23 protein-coding genes and 2 tRNA genes are annotated in these 17998 nt (G+C 34.2%); 12 read left to right on the top strand and 13 right to left on the bottom strand.

Annotated elements, in window-relative coordinates:
- Positions 1 to 55: 55 nt before the first annotated feature.
- Complete coding sequence (locus tag ACW8TM_RS03660) at positions 56 to 2014, top strand: ATPase, T2SS/T4P/T4SS family (protein ID WP_491531921.1); 1959 nt, start codon at positions 56 to 58, stop codon at positions 2012 to 2014.
- Between the two features lie 750 nt (positions 2015 to 2764).
- Here the strand turns inward: ACW8TM_RS03660 and ACW8TM_RS03655 are convergent.
- Complete coding sequence (locus ACW8TM_RS03655; protein ID WP_491531920.1) at positions 2765 to 3013, bottom strand: hypothetical protein; 249 nt, start codon at positions 3011 to 3013, stop codon at positions 2765 to 2767.
- 19 nt (positions 3014 to 3032) lie between these two features.
- Between ACW8TM_RS03655 and ACW8TM_RS03650 the strand changes: the two genes are divergently transcribed.
- Together ACW8TM_RS03650 and ACW8TM_RS03645 are read left to right on the top strand one after the other, a co-directional pair.
- Positions 3033 to 3692: a hypothetical protein gene (locus ACW8TM_RS03650; RefSeq protein ID WP_491531919.1), complete on the top strand. Its 660-nt coding sequence runs from the start codon at positions 3033 to 3035 to the stop codon at positions 3690 to 3692.
- Positions 3693 to 3724: 32 nt separating this feature from the next.
- Complete coding sequence (locus ACW8TM_RS03645) at positions 3725 to 3979, top strand: hypothetical protein (protein WP_491531918.1); 255 nt, start codon at positions 3725 to 3727, stop codon at positions 3977 to 3979.
- Here ACW8TM_RS03645 and ACW8TM_RS03640 read toward each other — a convergent pair.
- Positions 3962 to 4561, bottom strand: a complete 600-nt coding sequence (locus ACW8TM_RS03640; protein ID WP_491531917.1) for an adenylate kinase family protein — start codon at positions 4559 to 4561, stop codon at positions 3962 to 3964. The two genes, ACW8TM_RS03645 and ACW8TM_RS03640, sit on opposite strands and share 18 nt — an antisense overlap.
- A gap of 53 nt (positions 4562 to 4614) precedes the next feature.
- Here ACW8TM_RS03640 and ACW8TM_RS03635 point away from each other — a divergent pair, with 53 nt between their 5' ends.
- Both ACW8TM_RS03635 and ACW8TM_RS03630 read left to right on the top strand, forming a co-directional pair.
- Positions 4615 to 4899, top strand: a complete 285-nt coding sequence (locus tag ACW8TM_RS03635) for a DUF504 domain-containing protein (RefSeq protein ID WP_491531916.1) — start codon at positions 4615 to 4617, stop codon at positions 4897 to 4899.
- Positions 4868 to 5875: an NOG1 family protein gene (locus ACW8TM_RS03630; RefSeq protein ID WP_491531915.1), complete on the top strand. Its 1008-nt coding sequence runs from the start codon at positions 4868 to 4870 to the stop codon at positions 5873 to 5875. Before ACW8TM_RS03635 ends, ACW8TM_RS03630 begins: the two co-directional genes overlap by 32 nt.
- Here the strand turns inward: ACW8TM_RS03630 and rtcA are convergent.
- A complete protein-coding gene (gene rtcA / locus ACW8TM_RS03625) occupies positions 5872 to 6948 on the bottom strand; it encodes an RNA 3'-terminal phosphate cyclase (protein ID WP_491531914.1) in 1077 nt (358 codons plus the stop codon). The two genes, ACW8TM_RS03630 and rtcA, sit on opposite strands and share 4 nt — an antisense overlap.
- Before the next feature lie 103 nt (positions 6949 to 7051).
- Here rtcA and ACW8TM_RS03620 point away from each other — a divergent pair, with 103 nt between their 5' ends.
- Positions 7052 to 7591 (top strand): nicotinamide-nucleotide adenylyltransferase, encoded by a 540-nt coding sequence (locus ACW8TM_RS03620; RefSeq protein ID WP_491531913.1) that lies wholly within the window; start codon positions 7052 to 7054, stop codon positions 7589 to 7591.
- Here the strand turns inward: ACW8TM_RS03620 and ACW8TM_RS03615 are convergent.
- Positions 7581 to 8378 carry an SAM hydrolase/SAM-dependent halogenase family protein gene (locus ACW8TM_RS03615; RefSeq protein WP_491531912.1) on the bottom strand — a complete coding sequence of 266 codons (798 nt, stop codon included), beginning with the start codon at positions 8376 to 8378 and terminating at the stop codon, positions 7581 to 7583. The two genes, ACW8TM_RS03620 and ACW8TM_RS03615, sit on opposite strands and share 11 nt — an antisense overlap.
- A 143-nt stretch (positions 8379 to 8521) precedes the next feature.
- Positions 8522 to 8773, bottom strand: a complete 252-nt coding sequence (locus ACW8TM_RS03610) for a HypC/HybG/HupF family hydrogenase formation chaperone (RefSeq protein ID WP_491531911.1) — start codon at positions 8771 to 8773, stop codon at positions 8522 to 8524.
- A 78-nt stretch (positions 8774 to 8851) separates the two neighbouring features.
- Between ACW8TM_RS03610 and ACW8TM_RS03605 the strand changes: the two genes are divergently transcribed.
- Positions 8852 to 9568: a peptidylprolyl isomerase gene (locus ACW8TM_RS03605; RefSeq protein WP_491531910.1), complete on the top strand. Its 717-nt coding sequence runs from the start codon at positions 8852 to 8854 to the stop codon at positions 9566 to 9568.
- Here the strand turns inward: ACW8TM_RS03605 and ACW8TM_RS03600 are convergent.
- Positions 9558 to 10019, bottom strand: coding sequence for a UPF0179 family protein (locus ACW8TM_RS03600; protein WP_491531909.1), 462 nt, complete (start codon positions 10017 to 10019; stop codon positions 9558 to 9560). The two genes, ACW8TM_RS03605 and ACW8TM_RS03600, sit on opposite strands and share 11 nt — an antisense overlap.
- Positions 9991 to 11037 carry an NAD(P)-dependent glycerol-1-phosphate dehydrogenase gene (locus ACW8TM_RS03595; RefSeq protein WP_491532000.1) on the bottom strand — a complete coding sequence of 349 codons (1047 nt, stop codon included), beginning with the start codon at positions 11035 to 11037 and terminating at the stop codon, positions 9991 to 9993. The genes ACW8TM_RS03600 and ACW8TM_RS03595 overlap by 29 nt, the downstream gene beginning before the upstream one ends.
- Before the next feature lie 124 nt (positions 11038 to 11161).
- On the opposite strand from ACW8TM_RS03595, the gene psmB reads away from it, so the two are divergent.
- Positions 11162 to 11806 carry an archaeal proteasome endopeptidase complex subunit beta gene (psmB, locus tag ACW8TM_RS03590; protein ID WP_491531908.1) on the top strand — a complete coding sequence of 215 codons (645 nt, stop codon included), beginning with the start codon at positions 11162 to 11164 and terminating at the stop codon, positions 11804 to 11806.
- A gap of 27 nt (positions 11807 to 11833) precedes the next feature.
- Positions 11834 to 13747, top strand: a complete 1914-nt coding sequence (locus ACW8TM_RS03585; protein WP_491531907.1) for a beta-CASP ribonuclease aCPSF1 — start codon at positions 11834 to 11836, stop codon at positions 13745 to 13747.
- Here ACW8TM_RS03585 and ACW8TM_RS03580 read toward each other — a convergent pair.
- Entirely contained in the window at positions 13739 to 14257 is a 519-nt protein-coding gene (locus ACW8TM_RS03580) for a DUF1947 domain-containing protein (protein WP_491531906.1), read from the bottom strand. The genes ACW8TM_RS03585 and ACW8TM_RS03580 overlap by 9 nt on opposite strands.
- A 98-nt stretch (positions 14258 to 14355) precedes the next feature.
- On the opposite strand from ACW8TM_RS03580, the gene ACW8TM_RS03575 reads away from it, so the two are divergent.
- The gene (locus ACW8TM_RS03575; protein ID WP_491531905.1) at positions 14356 to 14586 is read left to right on the top strand and encodes an LSM domain-containing protein; all 231 of its coding nucleotides are present in this window, start codon (positions 14356 to 14358) and stop codon (positions 14584 to 14586) included.
- A gap of 16 nt (positions 14587 to 14602) precedes the next feature.
- Complete coding sequence (locus ACW8TM_RS03570) at positions 14603 to 14791, top strand: 50S ribosomal protein L37e (protein ID WP_491531904.1); 189 nt, start codon at positions 14603 to 14605, stop codon at positions 14789 to 14791.
- 48 nt (positions 14792 to 14839) lie between these two features.
- Here ACW8TM_RS03570 and ACW8TM_RS03565 read toward each other — a convergent pair.
- The 4 genes from ACW8TM_RS03565 to ACW8TM_RS03550 all read right to left on the bottom strand — a co-directional run bounded on the left by ACW8TM_RS03565 (position 14840) and on the right by ACW8TM_RS03550 (position 16998).
- Positions 14840 to 14916 (bottom strand) — tRNA-Ala (locus tag ACW8TM_RS03565).
- 194 nt (positions 14917 to 15110) lie between these two features.
- A tRNA-Thr gene (locus ACW8TM_RS03560) sits at positions 15111 to 15185 on the bottom strand.
- A gap of 13 nt (positions 15186 to 15198) precedes the next feature.
- Positions 15199 to 15798 carry an endonuclease dU gene (locus ACW8TM_RS03555; RefSeq protein WP_491531903.1) on the bottom strand — a complete coding sequence of 200 codons (600 nt, stop codon included), beginning with the start codon at positions 15796 to 15798 and terminating at the stop codon, positions 15199 to 15201.
- Between the two features lie 3 nt (positions 15799 to 15801).
- Complete coding sequence (locus ACW8TM_RS03550) at positions 15802 to 16998, bottom strand: ORC1-type DNA replication protein (protein ID WP_491531902.1); 1197 nt, start codon at positions 16996 to 16998, stop codon at positions 15802 to 15804.
- 107 nt (positions 16999 to 17105) lie between these two features.
- Here ACW8TM_RS03550 and hjc point away from each other — a divergent pair, with 107 nt between their 5' ends.
- Complete coding sequence (gene hjc / locus ACW8TM_RS03545; RefSeq protein ID WP_491531901.1) at positions 17106 to 17441, top strand: Holliday junction resolvase Hjc; 336 nt, start codon at positions 17106 to 17108, stop codon at positions 17439 to 17441.
- A gap of 14 nt (positions 17442 to 17455) precedes the next feature.
- Here hjc and ACW8TM_RS03540 read toward each other — a convergent pair whose 3' ends face one another.
- A complete protein-coding gene (locus tag ACW8TM_RS03540) occupies positions 17456 to 17635 on the bottom strand; it encodes a hypothetical protein (protein WP_491531900.1) in 180 nt (59 codons plus the stop codon).
- Between the last annotated feature and the right edge of the window lie 363 nt (positions 17636 to 17998).

Here is a 17998-nt window from a genome sequence, read left to right as displayed (position 1 = left end):
ATATAATGGCACCAGTGTTTCTATATTATTCAAGTGTCCTAGAAGATGTGAGGTCGTGAATTATGTTGGTTTTGAAAATTGCATTGCTTCTCACGTGTTAGTGATAGCTTCCTGTTTAAACTTTTCTAGTGTGAAAGGAGTTTTTAGTGCTTTTCTTGAAGATCAAAACATTGATATAAATTATATTATGTCTATGGCTAGATTAGTGAGTTTTCTTCGTATTAGGAATTTTAGATTTTTTGGTGAGCTATATGATGACTTGTCGAAGGAGGATGATGACTTCATATTTGATGTTTTCTCTAAATGTTTTTTATTGTCTTCTTCTGTAGGCTTAGTTTTTTATGATTTAAATGAGCTTTTCAAGTCTCTTAATGTTTTAATTAAGTGTAGGAGAATTAAAAGTTATAAGCTATTGAGGTCAGTTTTTAAGAAGTTGAAGTGTGAGTTAAATAAGATGTTTTCCGCTAAGGATCTTACTTTAACTAATTATGATGAAGGAATCTTTTATAGAAGAAATATTGGTTGTAGTGATGGTCTTTTTATTAATGAAGTTGTTGACTCGGATAATTCATGTGAGCCTCTCTATTTGGTGAAGCATAGTTTTCCTGGCTTTTCTTATATTCCTTCTATTTGGGCTGTAAGTACAATTTTAAGATTTAAGCGTAGTGGTAAGAGTCCTAGGAGAATTGGTCATGGTTATTTTTCTTCCTTATTTGATTATCGATTATCATTGGCTAAAAAGATTATTAGGAGGGTTTTTCCTGAATTTCCTTCTCATATTGCTGGTCAAATTGCTTTGTCAGCAACCTTTGATTCTCTCGGTTTCTATAAGTTGTATTTCTTCTTTCTTGATGATGATGTAGAGGAGTTGTTTGTTGATGCTCCTAACACTTTTCTATATCTTGATCACTCAAAATATGGTAGATGTAGAACTAATATCGTTTTGTCTAAACTTGATATTGAACGTATAATTACTCAGTTAAAGGCTGAAAGCGGGTTAAATTTGGATGTTTCTTCTCCTTCACTTAAAACTGACCTGGTTACTAGATTGTTTCATTTACGTGTATCTGTCGATATTCCTCCATTAACTGTTGATGGGCCTTCTCTAATTTTTAGACGTTTTAAATTTAAGCCTTTAACTATTATTGATTTGGTTAGGAATAGAACCATTACAAGTGAAGCTGCTGCCTATATTATTTTCTGTTTATTTAATAGGAGGAATATTCTCGTAATTGGTGAACCTGCTTCTGGTAAGACTACTTTTGTTAATGCATTAGACATGATTACTCCTCCTCATTGGAGGAAGATTTCAATTGAATCTGTAGTTGAGAGTGTAAGGCAATCTTTCTTAAGTAAACATCAAGTAAGATTTAGAGTTGACCCTATTGAACGTTCTCATTCTAGGAGGAGGAAGATTTATGAGGTAGAGAAACTTCTTCATAGGTCTCCTAGCTATGTTTCTCTTGGTGAAATATTGACTAGTGAGCATACTCGGGCGTTGTTTAATGCTTTAGCTTCAGGGTTACGTGGTTTTCAAACTTGTCATGCAAGTTCTCCAGAAGGGTTACTGGTGAGATGGGTTTTTCATCATAATATACCTGTTCCTTGTCTAGCTGATTTAGATTTGATAATACTCATGAAGCATGTTTTAGAATATAAGTTTAATAGACGTTATGTGTGTAGGATTAGTGAGCTTTTAGTAGGTAGGAATACTTTTAATTTAGATGGAGTTAAGGTTGTGGACGTTTTTAAGAGAGACTTCTTCTATGATGATTTAAAACTTTTAATTGACTTATATGAGTCGCCAGTAGTTTCTAAAATACGTAGGGAAAAAAGAATGAATAGAAGCGTTTTTTATAGTGAACTCTCTTTTTATAGGGGAATTATAGATTTTCTCTGTGGTTTTAGTTTTCTTTCTCCAAAAAGGGTAAGTGAAGTTTTTGCTAAGGCTTATGCTTTCGTTAGAACTGGATGCTTTGATATCGGGAGGTTTATGATTGAAGTTAATGTTTAGGGTATTTAGTCTCTTTAATTCTTCTTTGCCAGATAGTGTGGCTAACAAATTTTCTTCTGATGAACTTGAAAGGGCTATTCAATATTTTTCTTTAAGATATAATTTAGATTTAACTCTAAGAGGTATTATAGGTGCATCTATTTACTTGTCATTAATTTTTCTCTTGTTCTCATTGATTTTTATGATAAAATCATTGCATCTAAATATTTTTTCTTCATTTTTTATTTCGCTTTTTCTGTCTATTTCTTTATACTTTTATTTGTCAACTTATATTATTAGGAGATTTAAGTATGAGAAAAATCTGTTTGCAAAGTATTCCTTTTTTATTTTGGAAGAAATGTATTTAGCTTTAATTTCAACTAGATCACTTATTAAAGCTATAGCTTTCATTTGTAATGGTAATTATCCTAGAATTTCAAGGGATTTTAGGAATATTCTTTTCCAATGTTTTAATGGTTCATCTCCTCAGCATTTACTTAAAAGGTATGCTCTTTTTCAACCTTCATTGTCATTGAGAGAGGGATTGACTGCTATGGCTTCTTCTCCATGGATGAGTAGAAGGTTTGCCAGTATTATTTCAAATTTTTCTTCTTTTGAGGTTAGAAAATATTTTAAAGATTACTTGGTGAAGCTTGAATTATATTGTTTAATTATAATTGTACAAGGTTTACTTTTTCCTGTTTCAATGATCTTTTTATCATCATTATTTTTCAGTAACTCATTTCTCCTTATATTTGTTTTAGTTGCATTTCAACTTTTCATTTTAACTTTTATGTCATATTTTCTCATGAGGCAGCCTATACAGCCATTGGGGTGAACTTGCTTGGTTAGACTTAGATTTTCTAAAGTTTCTTTACCGTTATCTTTTCTAGTTTCACTTTCGCTGGCTATTTTTTCTAGTAGGTTTTTTCTTCTTCCCCATGAAGTATCAATTATGATCTTCTTTGTTTTACTGTTTATTTTTTCTCTTTCTTTCTCTTTTCTTTTAAGTCCCTTCAATCGTAATTGGAGATCATACTTGAATAGTGAGATTGTTGAGATTGAAAATTTTCTTTCAATTTTTTCATCTTATTTAAAGCTTGGTTTTAGTCCCGAGTTATCTCTAATTGCTACTTATAGGCGGTATAATGGTTTTCTAAAAAATTTAATTGGTGAGTTAGTTGAATCTTCAATTTATTCTGGTGTTAGTGCAAAGTCTTCTTTGCTAATTTTGGCTAGAATGGTTAAGAGTAGAGAGAGTAAACGTCTTCTCCAACTTTTTGCTCATATTATAAGTGGGGATTCAAGGATTTTTAGCAGTACTGCCCTTAAATTGCTGAAAAATTTGAAGAAAAATAGGATTTTAAAGTATCAAGTTGATTTGCTGTTTTCTAGGATGAAGCTTAGGGTTTCTTTGATTTCAGTTGTTTTCTCTGCTGTTTTAGCTATGATTGCAAGGCTATTTCCTATAATCTTTCTCTTTATGACTTCTTTGAGTGGTGGTTTTTCAACTTTAAATTTTCAAGCAGATCTTGATGAGACATGTGTTTTTATGGCTTTAGGTATATTGTCCTTCCTTAACACCTATTTTGTTTCAATAATTGTTTTTCATGATTATCCTCTAATTTTATCTCTTATTTCAATTGTCGTTTATGTTTTAGTTTACTTGTTTGCTCCAAGTTTAATGCGTGGGTCTTAAATAGATTTTTTCTCTTTATATGGCGGGTTAAGTTGAGAATTATAGATAAGTTTAAGTCCATCCTCACATGTTTAATTAAAAGTCGAAGGGCTTCTCCATTACTTGAAGAAGGTATGCTAATAGGTTTAGCTGTTATGACTCTTACCATAATCTTCTCTATGGTGGCTGGTGTATTAAGTGGAGTTCAAGAAGTAATTCAAAGGGTTGGTTTTGGAACTGAGGATTTTATGAATATGATTAGTGATTTATGGAATGAAATATTGGCTTTCCTAGGTTTTAGTGGTTGAAAATTTAGTTAGATATTGTTCTAGAATTCCTTCTCTTCTAATTTTTTCCATCCAATTTATTCTTCCGGGTTTATATTTATCTGCTTTTTCTATTGCTTCAATTATTTCCAAGACTACTTCTTCAATTTCCTTATTTGTTGTATCGATTTCTCTGACTTTGTTTTTGCCGTATGCTTCTATTGTTTTTATTAGGCATGCATCTAGTAGTTCGGCTTGAACATTTTCTAGAATTTTCTTTTTAGGCCATTTTCTTGACTCTAGCCTTTTCTCTAGTTTTCTTGGATCTAGCCTTAATACTATAGCGCATTTAACGTATTTTTTGGGTATGATTTCTGCATAGTGTCCCTCTATTATTAGGGGTTTTTCTGTTTTTTCAATTATTTCAGTTAGTCTTTTTACTAGTTGCTTTAAATTTGCAATTTTCGTTTTGCTTCTTTCATAATCTATTCTTTTGTATAGTTTTTCTTTTTCAACTAGTTTTGAGATATCTATGTGTATTCCATTTAACCTTTCAGCAAGCCTCTTTGAGATGGTGGTTTTTCCTGTCCCCGGTGTGCCATCAATGATTATCACCTTTTTCATTTTTTCTCCCATTTATTTATGAGTAGCTTCCTAATAATTTATTAGGGTTGGAGATGAGTAGGATTCGTGACATTTTAAATAGGATAATTTGGCATCCTGAGGAAGATATTTCAAAATATGAGATTATATTTGTACACAGAGGGGTTCCTGGAAATTTAAAGTGTATTCCTGCTTGGTGTATTACTAAGGTTAATCCTCAGAGTTTCGAGTATTCTTTGAGTGGTGAATCTGCACGGATACCTTTTCATCGTATAGTGGAGATAAGGAATGTAGAGTCTGGCGAGGTTGTTTGGAGGTCTAGGAGGCATGGTTCAACAACCATTTTCTCAGATGGTTAGTATTCCTGAAGCTGAAGAATTAATAGAATTAGCCTTTTCTAGGTGTCAGAAGATTTCTCCTTCAATTCCTTCAAGGGCTTCTTTACTTCTTAGGGTTAAGCGTGGAAGCGAGGTTAGGTTGAGGGTTTTTTGTGATGTTTTATGCTCTAGGCTTAATCGTTTTTACACTTCTACTCCCAAGTTTGATTCTTTACATCCATTTTATAAAGCTCTCTTAGAGTTGCTTGTTAGGGTTGAAGATTATGAGCGCGCTAGGAGGCGGTTGCTTACTTCTCAAAGGATAATTCGTAAATTGACTAGGGATTATATTAGGCGAATTAAATTGTCAAGTGATGTTGATGAGATTAGAAATATTAGGAGGGAGGCTTATGGTAGAATTGCATCTGTTATTAAGAGGTTAAGGAGGCATCTTAAGCTTTTAGAGTATGTTAGAAATGAGTTGCGTAATGTTCCTTCAATTAATCCAGATGAATTGATTCTTGTAGTTGCTGGTTATCCTAATGTAGGTAAGTCTACTTTTGTTGATAAAGTTTCATCGGCTAAGCCTAAGATAGCTGAGTATCCTTTTACAACTACTGAGATAAATGTTGGTCATTTGTTTTGGAATAATGTTAGAGTCCAAGTTATAGATACACCTGGTCTTCTTGATAGACCATTATCTGAAAGAAATAGAATTGAGCGCTTAGCTATTTCTGCTATTAGATATTTGGCAAATGTAATAATTTTCATTATTGATCCATCTGAAAGTAGTGGTTACACTTTGGATGAGCAGTTTTCCTTGTTTAATGATATTAGAAATGAATTTAGTGAGATTCCTATACTAGTGGTTTTAAATAAAATTGATATTTCTTCTAATGAGAATATTGATAGATGTGAGAAATTTTTTGGTAGGTCTCTTTTAAAGATGATTGCTAAGGATGGGGTTGGAACTGATCTTGTTTTGGAGGAAGCTTTAAAGATGGCTGGTATTGGTTAGTGTATGTACTTGTTTGTTAATCCAATTCCTGTAATGCAAATGTTTACATTGTCTTTTTCCTTTATGTTGAATTTTACCCCTAATATTTTTTCTATTATTTTTATGTTTGTTTTTGCATGTAGTGTTAGTTTTGAGACTTTTATTCGTGATGTTCCATCAGCTATAGCCATGTATGGAGGTAGCATATCACCAATATGGCTGTCAATTGGTGCATTACTGTCTATTTCTTTTATTAATTTTTGTGCTGCTTCTCTTCCCACTTCTTCAGCTCTTTTCCCTTTCTCTCCTAATGTGTCTGCTCCTATTATTGCCCCTTTATCACTTATTGCCCATAATACTATGCCGCTTCCTGGGCCTAGATGCTTATCTTTAGATGGCTCATACCATTCAGTTTTAATTTCAATGTTTGTATATCCTGCTCTCCTCAGAATTTCTATTGCAGCCTTTTTCTGTCTTTCAGCTACATGTCTTGGCAGTTTAACACAGTGTGATATTCCTTCAATTTTAATTATTTCTCCTCTCTCTGTCATGTTTATTGGCTTTAGTTTCTTTACTGGTTGAGTTGTAATTTTTACTATTCCTCCTCCTCTTGGATAGTGTCCTCTACGGATTACTTGAATTTCACTTTTATAGCCCATTTTTTCAAGGTATTTTATAAAGATGTTTTTCATGTAGTCTATTGGTGGACTCCATCGTACATCGGTTCCTCCAATTATTTTTAGCTGGGTTTCCCCTGGTGCGAAGGCTAGTACTGGTAGTATTGTTTGTAGGATGAGTGAAATACTGCCTGCTGTTCCTATATTAAATTCAAATTTACCTGCCTGGCATTGTTTTGGATTAAATGTTATTGACATTGAGTTTATATATAATCCTTGGACCTCCGCATTGGTTATTTTTGCTAGAATTTTAATGCCTGTTAGGTGTTGAGGTCTTAGCCCTGGATTTGATCGTTTTGCTCTTATATTGTAGACTTTTACTGGTTTCATACATAGTGCTGAGAGTGCTATTGCAGTTCGTAGTACTTGTCCCCCTCCTTCTCCTATTGATCCATCAATTTCTATAATTTTCTTCATTATTTCACCGCTTGTCAGGTTAAAACATAGTTAATTGTAGTGCTAAATATTTAAATGGATAAGATATTAATATTCTTTAATATTTTGTTCAGGGGGATGGTTTATGTATCGGTGGAATAGAGCTATGTATGTTGGAAAGTTTCAACCTTTTCATCTTGGTCATCTAAAATGTGTCAAGTATATTCTTTCTCAGGCTAGAGAGTTGATTATTGTGCTTGGAAGTTCCCAGTATAGTCATAGACTTGATAATCCATTTACTACTGGTGAACGTATTGAAATGATTAGATCTGCTTTAAGTGAGGCAAATATTCCTTGTGATCGATATTTAATAATTCCTATTCCTGATACTAATGGTGTGCATTCAGTATGGGTTGCCCAAGTCATTAGTTATGTTCCTAAATTTGATGTTGTATTTACTAATGAACCGTTAACGCGTAGACTCTTTATTGAGGCTGGTTTTAGGGTTGAGAGTATTCCCTTTTTTGATAGAGATGTTTTTTCTTCAACTGAGGTTAGGAGGAGAATGCTTGAGGATTTGGATTGGGAGAGTCTTGTTCCTAGAAGTGTTGCAGTTTTAATAAGGAATATAAAGGGTGTTGAGAGGTTAAAATCTCTTATCTTAAGTGATAAGATTAGAAGGTGACTATTATTTTTCCTCCTATTTTGGCATTGTAGTGTTTAGCTGCATTTCCTTGGTTTACTGCTATTTCTAGTAGGTCAAAGCTATCTATTATGGCTAGTGGATTTCCGATTTTAACTTTGCTATATGAATCTTTTAAGTCTAATTTTTCCTTTCTTCCTTGTATTTCTACGGTTATTTTACTATTTATTGAAATTGACATTTTCTGTAGGTCTTTGCTTGAAATATTTGTTATAATATTTCCGAAGTCGTCTATGTGAATTATTTCTCCAAATATTTTGTTTTTATGGATTTTTGGTCTGGGGAATGGTAATTTTATGTATTCTTCTATCTTGTCTCCTATTTCTTCTGGTTTTACTCCTTTCGCTATGTAGGCTGCAACTGGGGCGAATATGTCTCTTCCATGAAATGTATATGACACTTTTCCTAGTAGAAATTTACTCTTTTTTATTTCTAGGACTTTGAGGAGACCCTCCTTTTCTGCAGCTAGCATTAAGAGTCCATTGTCAGGTCCTATTAGTATGCTTCTTTTTGTGACTACTATTATTGGTTTTCTTTTTGATCCTACTCCTGGATCAATTACTCCTACATGGATCGTGTTTTCTGGGAAATAGTTAACTACTGAAGCCAGTATAAATGCTCCTTCTTTAACATTAAATTTTGATATATTATGAGTTATATCTATGATTTTTACATGTGGAGCAATGGTTAGTATCACTCCTTTCATTGCAGCAACATATGGATCTTTTTCTCCAAAATCTGTTAGTAGTGTGATTATATTGCTTTTCATTGCTGTTCAAAGATTTTTCATCATGGACATAAATTTGTTGCTCTATTTTAACGTTTGATGCTTAATGTGTCAGAGCTTTTAACTTTCGTCATCAATTTTAAGCGCTCAGCCAGCTCATCATCCACATGGTATTAGTCATTGCTTTATAATAAATTGTTTTTGTTTGTTGAGTTGGATGTTTCACTTAGAATTTCATTCCATGTTTCAATTATTGACATGGCTATTTTTTCATTTATTTTTTGTATTGCAAAGCCGGCGTGAATTAATATATAGTCTCCTGGTTTTAGTTTATCTTCAATTAGGGTTATCACTACTTCTCTTTTAATTCCTCCGAAATCTACCTTGGCAGTGTGTTTATTGACGCTTATAACTTTAGCCGGTACTGCAAGACACATTTCTATCATGAGATTTGTTAACAAAAATAATATTAACTTTTGTGTTTATTTTGATGCGTGTGTGGGTAGGGGATTGAAATGCCTCTGAGTAATGGTGACTTCATATTAATAGATTACGTAGCTAGAATAAAGGATACTGGTGAAATATTTGATTTAACGATAGAGGAGATAGCAAAAAAGGAGAATGTCTACAGAGATGACGTAGTGTATGAGCCGATGCTCGTAGTTATTGGTGAAAAATGGATTTTAGAGGGTTTGGAAGAAGAATTGATGAAGATGGAACCAGAGGAGAAGAAGACTATTGAGCTTCCTCCAGAGAAGGCTTTTGGTGCGAGGGATCCGTCTAAAGTTAAAGTAATTTCTGCTAGAGAGCTTTCTAGACGTGGAATAACTCCTAGGATAGGTGCTAGAGTGGAGATTAATGGAAGATTAGCTGTAATTAGAAGTGTTGGTGCTGGGAGAGTGGTTGTAGATTTTAATCATCCGCTAGCTGGAAAGACGTTGGTTTATGATGTTAAAATAGTGAAAAAGTTAACTAGTAATAAGGAGAAGATTCAAGCATTAATACATAGACGTATTCCTAGTGTTCCTGGAGATAAATTTGATGTTAGAATCCGTGGTAAAATTTTGACGGTAACTATTCCTGAGGAGGCCTTTTTTGTTGATGGTTTACAGTATGCTAAGAGAGGTATAGCCCATGATATTGAAAAGTTCTTTCCAAGGATTTCAACTGTACGATTTGTAGAAGAATACTCTTTTAAACGTGAAGAGGAAACTGTTGTTTCTAAGAAATAATTGGTTTAAGGCTGGTTTTTACAAGCTTTAATCCTATTGGGCAGTTAACTTCTTCCTTTATTTCTTTGATTTTTACTTTATCTTCCTCCTTTAACCCTATTGGTTGACATATTATTCTGTTTGGACAAGTCCTGTTACATTTTATTGGATGATATGTGATTATTACTCCGTTAATTGCTATGCGTTTTTCTATTGCTGCTTCTATGGTTGCTACTTTTACTTCAACGATAACTACTTTGTCTTCATGTAATAGGCATGGATGTTCCTTTCCTCTAATTTTTATTACTTCATAGACTCTTCCTACTTCTAGGTTGTCTATGCAGACTTTTTTTAGAGGGCATTTCAAGCATTCTTCTGTTGCTCCTTCATGTATGAATTTATAGCCTATTCTTGCCGAGGTTTTGCTTATGAGTGTTATTTTACTATTCGATGACTCCTGTAATTTCTGCAACTTTCTCAGCTGCCTCCCATGATAATCCTGACTCTCCTAAAATAGTATATCTTTCTGGCCTTATTTTATGTGCGATGGTTAAGGCTTTTATTATTTCGTAGTCTTTTACTCCAAGTTCCTTTGCATTTACTGGGGCTCCAATCATGCTCAATGTTTTCTTAATTTTTTTCCATTTTCCTCCATGAAGATACATCATCATTATTGTTCCTACACCACATTGTTCACCATGGAGGGCCGGTTTCTCAGCTATCATGTCGAGTGCATGGCTGAATAGGTGTTCAGAGCCGCTGCATGGTCTACTACTACCTGCTATACACATTGCAATTCCACAGCTAATTAATGCTTCAACAACTGTTCTCATACTTTCAGTTATTCTCTTTGATATATATTCGGCATGTTTTACCATTAAGTTGGCTGATAGTAGGGCGAGTGATGCAGCATATTCTCCATAATATTCTCCCCTCAGTTTATGTGCTAGTTTCCAATCTTTAACTGCGGTGAATTTTGCTATTATGTCTCCACATCCACTTGCCATTAATCTAAATGGCGCTTTAGTGATGACATTTATGTCTGCTATTATTGAAATTGGTGGTTTTGCTGGTATTGAGCTTGGTTTTCCATAACCTTTTACTGAGGCTCTTGGTGAGGCAATTCCATCGTGGGAGGCTGCAGTGGGGACGCTTATGAAGGGTTTATTTTCTTCATAGGATGCTAGTTTAGCTACATCTATTGACTTTCCTCCTCCAACTCCTATTACTGAATTAGCCTTTACTTCTTTTATTATTTCTCTAACTTTTTGCACTTCATCTATTGCTGCTTCCTTCACTATATGTATGTCGACATTGAATTTTTCATCTTCAAGTGACTCTATAACTTCTTTGCCAATTATTTTATAAACATGTGGTCCAATTACAACTACTATTTTTTCTCTTAAACGTAGTTTGGCACATATTTTTCCAATTAGCTTTAATGTTCCAACTCCCACTACTATATGTTGGGGGAGTACCATTTCATGGATTTTCAATTTAACACCAACCTAACATATGGTTGTTGTAATTTAAATTTTGAAAGTAACACTTAAATAGTAGTCGTTCTTCACTTTATCCGAATTTTAATAAGTTATTTTATAGTGGAGGTTTAGCATGGCTTACTTTAAAACTCTAGATGATAGAGTAGAACTAGATTCAAAAATATTACGTTCTGGCACTACTACTATAGGTGTTGTATGTAGTGATGGTGTAGTGCTAGGTGCTGATAGACGTGCCACTGCTGGACATATTATAGTGCATAAGAAGGTTAAGAAAATTTATAGGCTTGATGATCATTTAGCTGCTACAATGGCTGGTGTAGTTGCAGATGCACAGCAAATAATGGAGATTGCTAGCTCAAATATTAAAATATATAAGTATTCGACTGGTGTTCCTATGAAGGTGAAGTCTGCAGCTACTCTTTTATCGAATATTTTAGCCAGTGCAAGGTTATTTCCATTCATAGTTCAAGTTTTAATTGGAGGTGTTGATTCAACCGGCCCTAGACTATTTTCTCTAGACCCCTTTGGAACTTTAACTGAGGAGAAGTATGTTGCAACTGGTTCTGGTTCACCTTTAGCTTTAGGTGTGTTGGAGGATTCTCTTAAACCTGAAATTACTGTTCAAGAAGTCATCCCAATAGTCGTTAGGGCGATTAAAGCTGCAATGAAGCGTGATCCAGGAAGTGGGGAAGGCTTTGATTTGGCTGTGATTTCTCATGATGGATATAGGGAGATACCGTGTGAATCTTTTAAGTAAATATTCATTGTTAAGGGTGTATCTTAAATGATGCTTGATGATGTACTAGTGGGTATTAGAGAGGCTATACTGAAGACTGTTCCTATTTCAGCTAGGATAACTAGAATTGAATTTGAGGGTCCTGAAATTGCAATTTACTCAGCTAATCCTAGAGTTTTAATTGAAGATGACTCTATAATTAAGAAGATTGCTAAGGTTATTAAGAAGAGGATTATTGTTAGAAGTGACCCTAAAATACGTTTACCTAGGGAGAAGGCTGAGGAGATCATTAAATCTCTTATTCCAAGCGATATTAATGTAGGTAGAATTGACTTTGATGAAGAATTTGGTGAAACTATAATTGAAGTAGATAAGCCTGGAGTTTTAATTACTAAGTTTGGAGAGGTTTTGAAGCAAATAATGATTTCAACTAAGTGGCGTCCTAGAATTTTTAGGATTCCTCCTAAAAGATCGATTACTATTGATTGGATTAACAAGTTAGTGCTTGATGCATCTTCCGTGAGAAAGAAGATGCTTAGAGCAATTGGAAGTAGAATTCATAGACCAACAATTCTGAAGACTGGTGAGGTTAGAATAACTTGTTTAGGTGGTTTTAGAGAAGTTGGACGTTCAGCTATTCTTGTTGAAACCTCTGAGAGTTGTGTGTTGTTGGATTGTGGTGTTAAGACTGGTGTTACATATTCGATAAATGAGTTTCCACGTTTAGATGTGTCTGAGTTTGATATTGAGAGGCTTGACGCTGTTGTAATTTCTCATGCACATTTAGATCACTGTGGATTTCTTCCATTTCTATTTAAGTATGGATATGAAGGGCCTGTTTATTGTACTAGGCCGACTAGGGATTTGATGGCTTTACTTCAGATAGATTATTTGGAGGTTGCTGCTAAGGAGGGTAGTTTAACACCATATAGTATGAGGGATGTACGGGAAGCTCTTATTCACACTATACCTCTTGATTATGGTGAGGTTACTGATATTGCACCTGATATTAGGTTGACTTTTCATAATTCCGGCCACATTCTTGGTTCATCAATGGTTCATCTTCATATTGGTGAAGGGATTCATAATCTAGTTTATACAAGTGACTTTAAGTTTGGTAAGACTAGGCTTTTAGAACCTGCAACCTATGTTTTTCCTAGAGTTGAAACTTTAATTATAGAGAGCACTTATGGTGCTCCAACTGATGTTCTTCCCCAGAGAATTGATGCTGAACATCAGTTGATAGAGATTATTAGTCAGACAATTAGTCGAAACGGGAGGGTTTTGATTCCTGTGTTATCTGTGGGTCGTGCACAAGAGATAATGTTGGTTTTAAATGAAGCTTTTAAAATGAAGTATCTTCCTGAAATTCCAGTTTATATTGAGGGTATGGTTCAAGAGGCAACTGCTATTCATATGGCTTATCCAGAAAACTTATCTAGAAGTCTTAGGGATAAAATGCTTCATGAGGGTGAGAATCCATTCAATAATGAGTTGTTTAAACTTGTTTCTCCAAGAACTGAGAGGGAGGAGATTGTTGAGGGAGACCCCTGCATTATAATTGCAACTTCTGGTATGCTTACTGGTGGACCTGCATTAGAGTACTTTAAGCTTATGGCTCCAGATCCAAGGAATACGGTTGTGTTTGTTGCATATCAAATTGCAGGGACTTTAGGTCGTAGAGTTGTAAGTGGTGTAAAGCAGATTCCAGTAGTTAATCGATATGGTAGAAGTGAAATTATTCAAGTGAATTTAAGGGTACATTCAATACAAGGTTTCTCTGGTCATAGTGATAGGAGACAGTTACTTGGTTTTATGAAGAGGATTACCCCTAAGCCTGATAAGGTTATAATTTGCCATGGAGAGGAAGCTAAATCTATTAATTTAGCTGAAACATTTCGTCAGTTATTTAAGGTTAACACCTATGTACCTTATAACTTGGAGACTATTCGCTTAAAGTAGACTGTGTTCTTGTAGGAATTTCCAGATTTTATCTCCAACATGGTGGATGTTTCTTACAACTTTCCCCTTCTGCATTTTCTTCATTTTATTCGAGTTAACTAGTGTCAAGCCTATGGCTAGGGCTTTATAGTGTTTTTCATCTACTATTGAGACTATCTCTTTCTCATTAAATTCTCCTTTTACTTCAATGATTCCTGGAGCCATTACATCTGCGCCATTAACTATGTGGGGTATAGCTCCCATATCTACTATTATTCTCGGTAGGTCTTCATTACATATTTGTAGGGCGTTTATGGATGGTATGATTGTCTTGTCTTCTAGTTCTAGAATTATTGGTTTATTGTTTATTAGGTATATTTTGTGATTTAAATTTGTAACTATTATTTCTATATTGTTTTTCTCTAATTGGTCTTTAATTTTATCAAATAGTTTTGGATAATTCCTTTTAATCATTTCTATAATTCTTCTTGCTTCTCTTGTTCTTAAGAAGTGTCTATGCTTTATACGCATATTCTCTTTACCTCTCTTTCGGTAAACTTAATATTAACCGTTACTTTTAAATTATAGAGTTAAAACTAAGCATGACAAGTGATGTGTTGGTGATATGGATGGCAGAAGCTACTACCTCTGAGCTACTTTTTAAGTCTCTTGGTGGATTAGTTTTAGTTAAACTTAAAGGTGGTAGAGTTTTTAGAGGTATCTTAAAGAGTTTTGATCAACATTTAAACTTGGTTTTAGAGGATGCTGAGGAATTGTTAAATAGTGGTGAGTCTAGAAAACTTGGAACACTTATAATTCGTGGTGATAATGTGGTTCTAATATCCCCAACGACTCCTTAAATTTGAGGTGAAATTTATGACTAAGGGTACACCTTCCTTTGGTAAGAGGAGTAAAAGGAAAACCCATATCAGATGTAGGAGATGTGGAAGACATTCTTATCATGTAAGGAAGAAGTATTGTGCAGCATGTGGCTTTGGAAGATCTAGACGTATTAGACGTTATACCTGGGCTAATAAGAAGGTTAATCGTGTTAGAGTTAGGTAGAAGATAAAATAGCTATATTTTTCCGAGACAATAGGCTTATGCTATGTTTGGTGGACCGGGCGGGATTTGAACCCGCGGCCTCCCGCATGCCAAGCGGGCGCTCTTCCAGTCTGAGCTACCGGCCCACAAGTTCATGTTTCACTTTCAGATTTAAATTTTGCTTGTCTCTCTTATTACTGTTTGCTGGATTTACCTATTTGCTATCTTCCAGCTAGCTTTAAAAATTCTTTACTTGTTAGGCTTGAACAATTAACATTACTTCGTTTTAGAGTGGATTTGAGTAGATAGATGAAGTATAGGCTTCTTTATGTTTTTGATTTGGAGCCCCGGGCGGGATTTGAACCCGCGACCAACGGCTTACAAGGCCGCCGCTCTGCCGCTGAGCTACCGGGGCTTCTGGAGTATAATTATTCAAGTGAACTTTTATTTTTTAGGTTGTAGAATGTTGTTGAGATATTTTTTGCAATGATGTTTGCTACTCTTATGGGTTCTGGTGTTCTTCCCCAGATAGTATTTTCTTTTAATATTTTTTCTGCTTCTTCTTTGGTTATTCCAATTGTTTCGATATAGATTGGATTCTTGTTTGATTTTAGGTATACTTCATGTATGCCCTTGGATTTTTCTAGTACCTTTACTATTTTTTCCCATCTTATTTTCCAGTCTCTGAAGTGTTTTATGAGTGCTGATAATATTGATTGATTGTTGGGTTTTTCTTTGCTTATTATGATTATTGGTATTTTTGTTTTCTTCCATATCTCTACTGCGTCTATTATATTGAATCCTGCATAGGAGATTCCGCTTAACAGTATAATGTCTATGGGTTTTGTTTTTGAGATTATTTGTAGAGTTTTTTCTGTTACGTCTAGTCCGTCTACTTCAATTGATTTACATCTTATTGCTTCTATCCTATTTTTCTTCATTTTTACTCCGACTAGAAGTGCCTTTTCTCCTTTTCTTGGTTTTCTTGATGGTAGTTTTCCATCTTCTATAGCTAGTATGAATTTCATTTTCTACCTCAATATTTTACTTAGAAATTCATCTTCAAGTAATCCTTCCTTTAAACTTTTCTCGCTTATGCTTAGTTTAACTATTTTTGTTCTTCCATATCTTCCTTTACTTATTACTTTTGCATTTATAATTCCAAGCATGTCTAGTTCGTTTATTAAGTCGCTTACTCTTCTTTGAGTTAGTTCGTCTAGTCTTAGTTTGTTGCATATTGATTTATACATACTGTATACTTCTCCTGTTGTTGCTTTTGTTTTCCCTTTTTTATTTAGCATGTAGATTGATAGTACTACTACTTTTGAGTGTAGGGGTAGTGTTTTTAGTACTTCAACTACTCTGTCTCTCTCTATTTTTCTATGTGCTTTTCTTACATGATTTATTGTTACTTTGTTCATTCCTTCTCTTTCTGCTATTTCTCCTGATATTCTCAGTAGGTCTAATGCTCTTCGTGCATCTCCATGTTCCTTGGCTGCTAGTGCTGCACATAGCTTTATTACTCCTTCTTCAAGTACTCCTGGTTTGAAGGCATCTCTTGCACGCATTTTTAATATGTCTTCTAGTTCTGGTGCTGTATAGGGTGGAAAGACTAGTTCTTCTTCTCCTAGTGTGCTACGAACTCTTGGGCTTAGATATTCTGTGAATTTTAGGTCGTTGGTTATGCCAATTATACATATTTTTGTTTTCTTTAATTCAGTATGTATTCTCGTTAACTTGTATAATATGTCGTCGCCGCTTTTCTTTATTAATGCATCTATTTCGTCTAGTACTACTATTATTATTCCTTGTATTTTTTCTGCTCCTTCTCTAAATCTTTTAAATACTTCTGCTGTTGCTAGTCCTGTAAAGGGTACATCTACATTTATTTCCTCGCATAGTCTAGCTAGTACCCTATAATTTGTATCTTCATGTCTACAGTTTATGTAGATTGTCGTTAAGTTTAGTTCTTTTTTCCTCCTCTTCTTTATTGCTTTCAAAACATGTCTTGTTACTGCTGTTTTACCTGTTCCGGTTAATCCGTAAAGGAATATGTTTGATGGTCTTTCACCTTGAAGAGCTGGTGCTAAGATTTTAGCAAGAGCTAATATTTGATTTTCTCTATGTGGAAGTTCATCTGGAATATAGTCTGGTCGTAGTAGTTCTCTATTCTTGAATATTTTCGATCTTAATATTCTATCAAATAATTCGTCTAGTGATTTTGACAATTAAGCCACCGTCAAATAATTGCATTGGAAGAAATGGTATATAACCTTTCCTGCAATTGAATTAGATTAGAATTTATTTGTTAAAACCAATATTTTAATTGAGAGAGATGGCGTTTAGAAAGGGTTATCGTGCTGAAATGGAGTTGGTGATGAGGCTTAGGGAGAATGGATTTTATGCTGTTAGATTGCCTATCAGTGGGGGTAGAGGTTTTCCATGTGATGTTTTAGCAGCTAAAGGTGAAGACAGAAGAGCATATCAAGTTAAAGAGACAAAGGACGACAGAATATATTTAAATAAAAGTGAAATTGAAGACTTACTTAAGTTTAGCAGGGCCTTTGGTTTTAAGGCTTATGTTGCAGTTAAATGGAAGAGGAAGAGAAGGAAAAAGTGGACGATAATTCGTGCTGATAAATTAACTACACTAAAGATAGAGTATGGCTGACTTATCATTTATTGTTATTGCTCCTTTTTCTCCTCCTGTTTTTCAAGTATGTTTTTAGATATTTTCTCTATTAACTTTAATATCTCAACTTTAACTGCCCTATCATCTGTAACTTTTTCATAAACTTTCAATGCCATGACGATAAGGTCAAATTCCTTCCTGTCAAGAGTGAGATAGACAACTTCTTCACTCAATTCTGAGCCTCCACTAGTATATTACTAAAGAATGATTTAAACCCATAACTTTTTCGATAAAACAATTGTTAGAATTTCTATTGACGGAGCATCAAATTGTCATTACAAAATTAGAAAACGATTTCCTCTCAAAATTTACATGGGTAAAAGGTGTTTCTTAAAGGTGGAAAATGTATAGCTTTAAGCAATTCTACCATGTCTATCTCTTTCCTCTAATCTCTCTTAGAAAGTTTTCTTCGAAGGCTTCAACTATCAATAATTTCGCTCCATCTCTCATAATTTCCCAACATTTCCTAAATTGTTTCTCAATATCTGAGGATTTTTCACAATGTTTCCAAGGGTCATGAAAAGAACTACATGATC

It is taken from the genome of Candidatus Culexmicrobium sp. (assembly GCF_058356305.1).
Note: the sequence above shows the minus strand (reverse complement) of the source record. Positions and strands in the feature narration are given on the sequence as shown.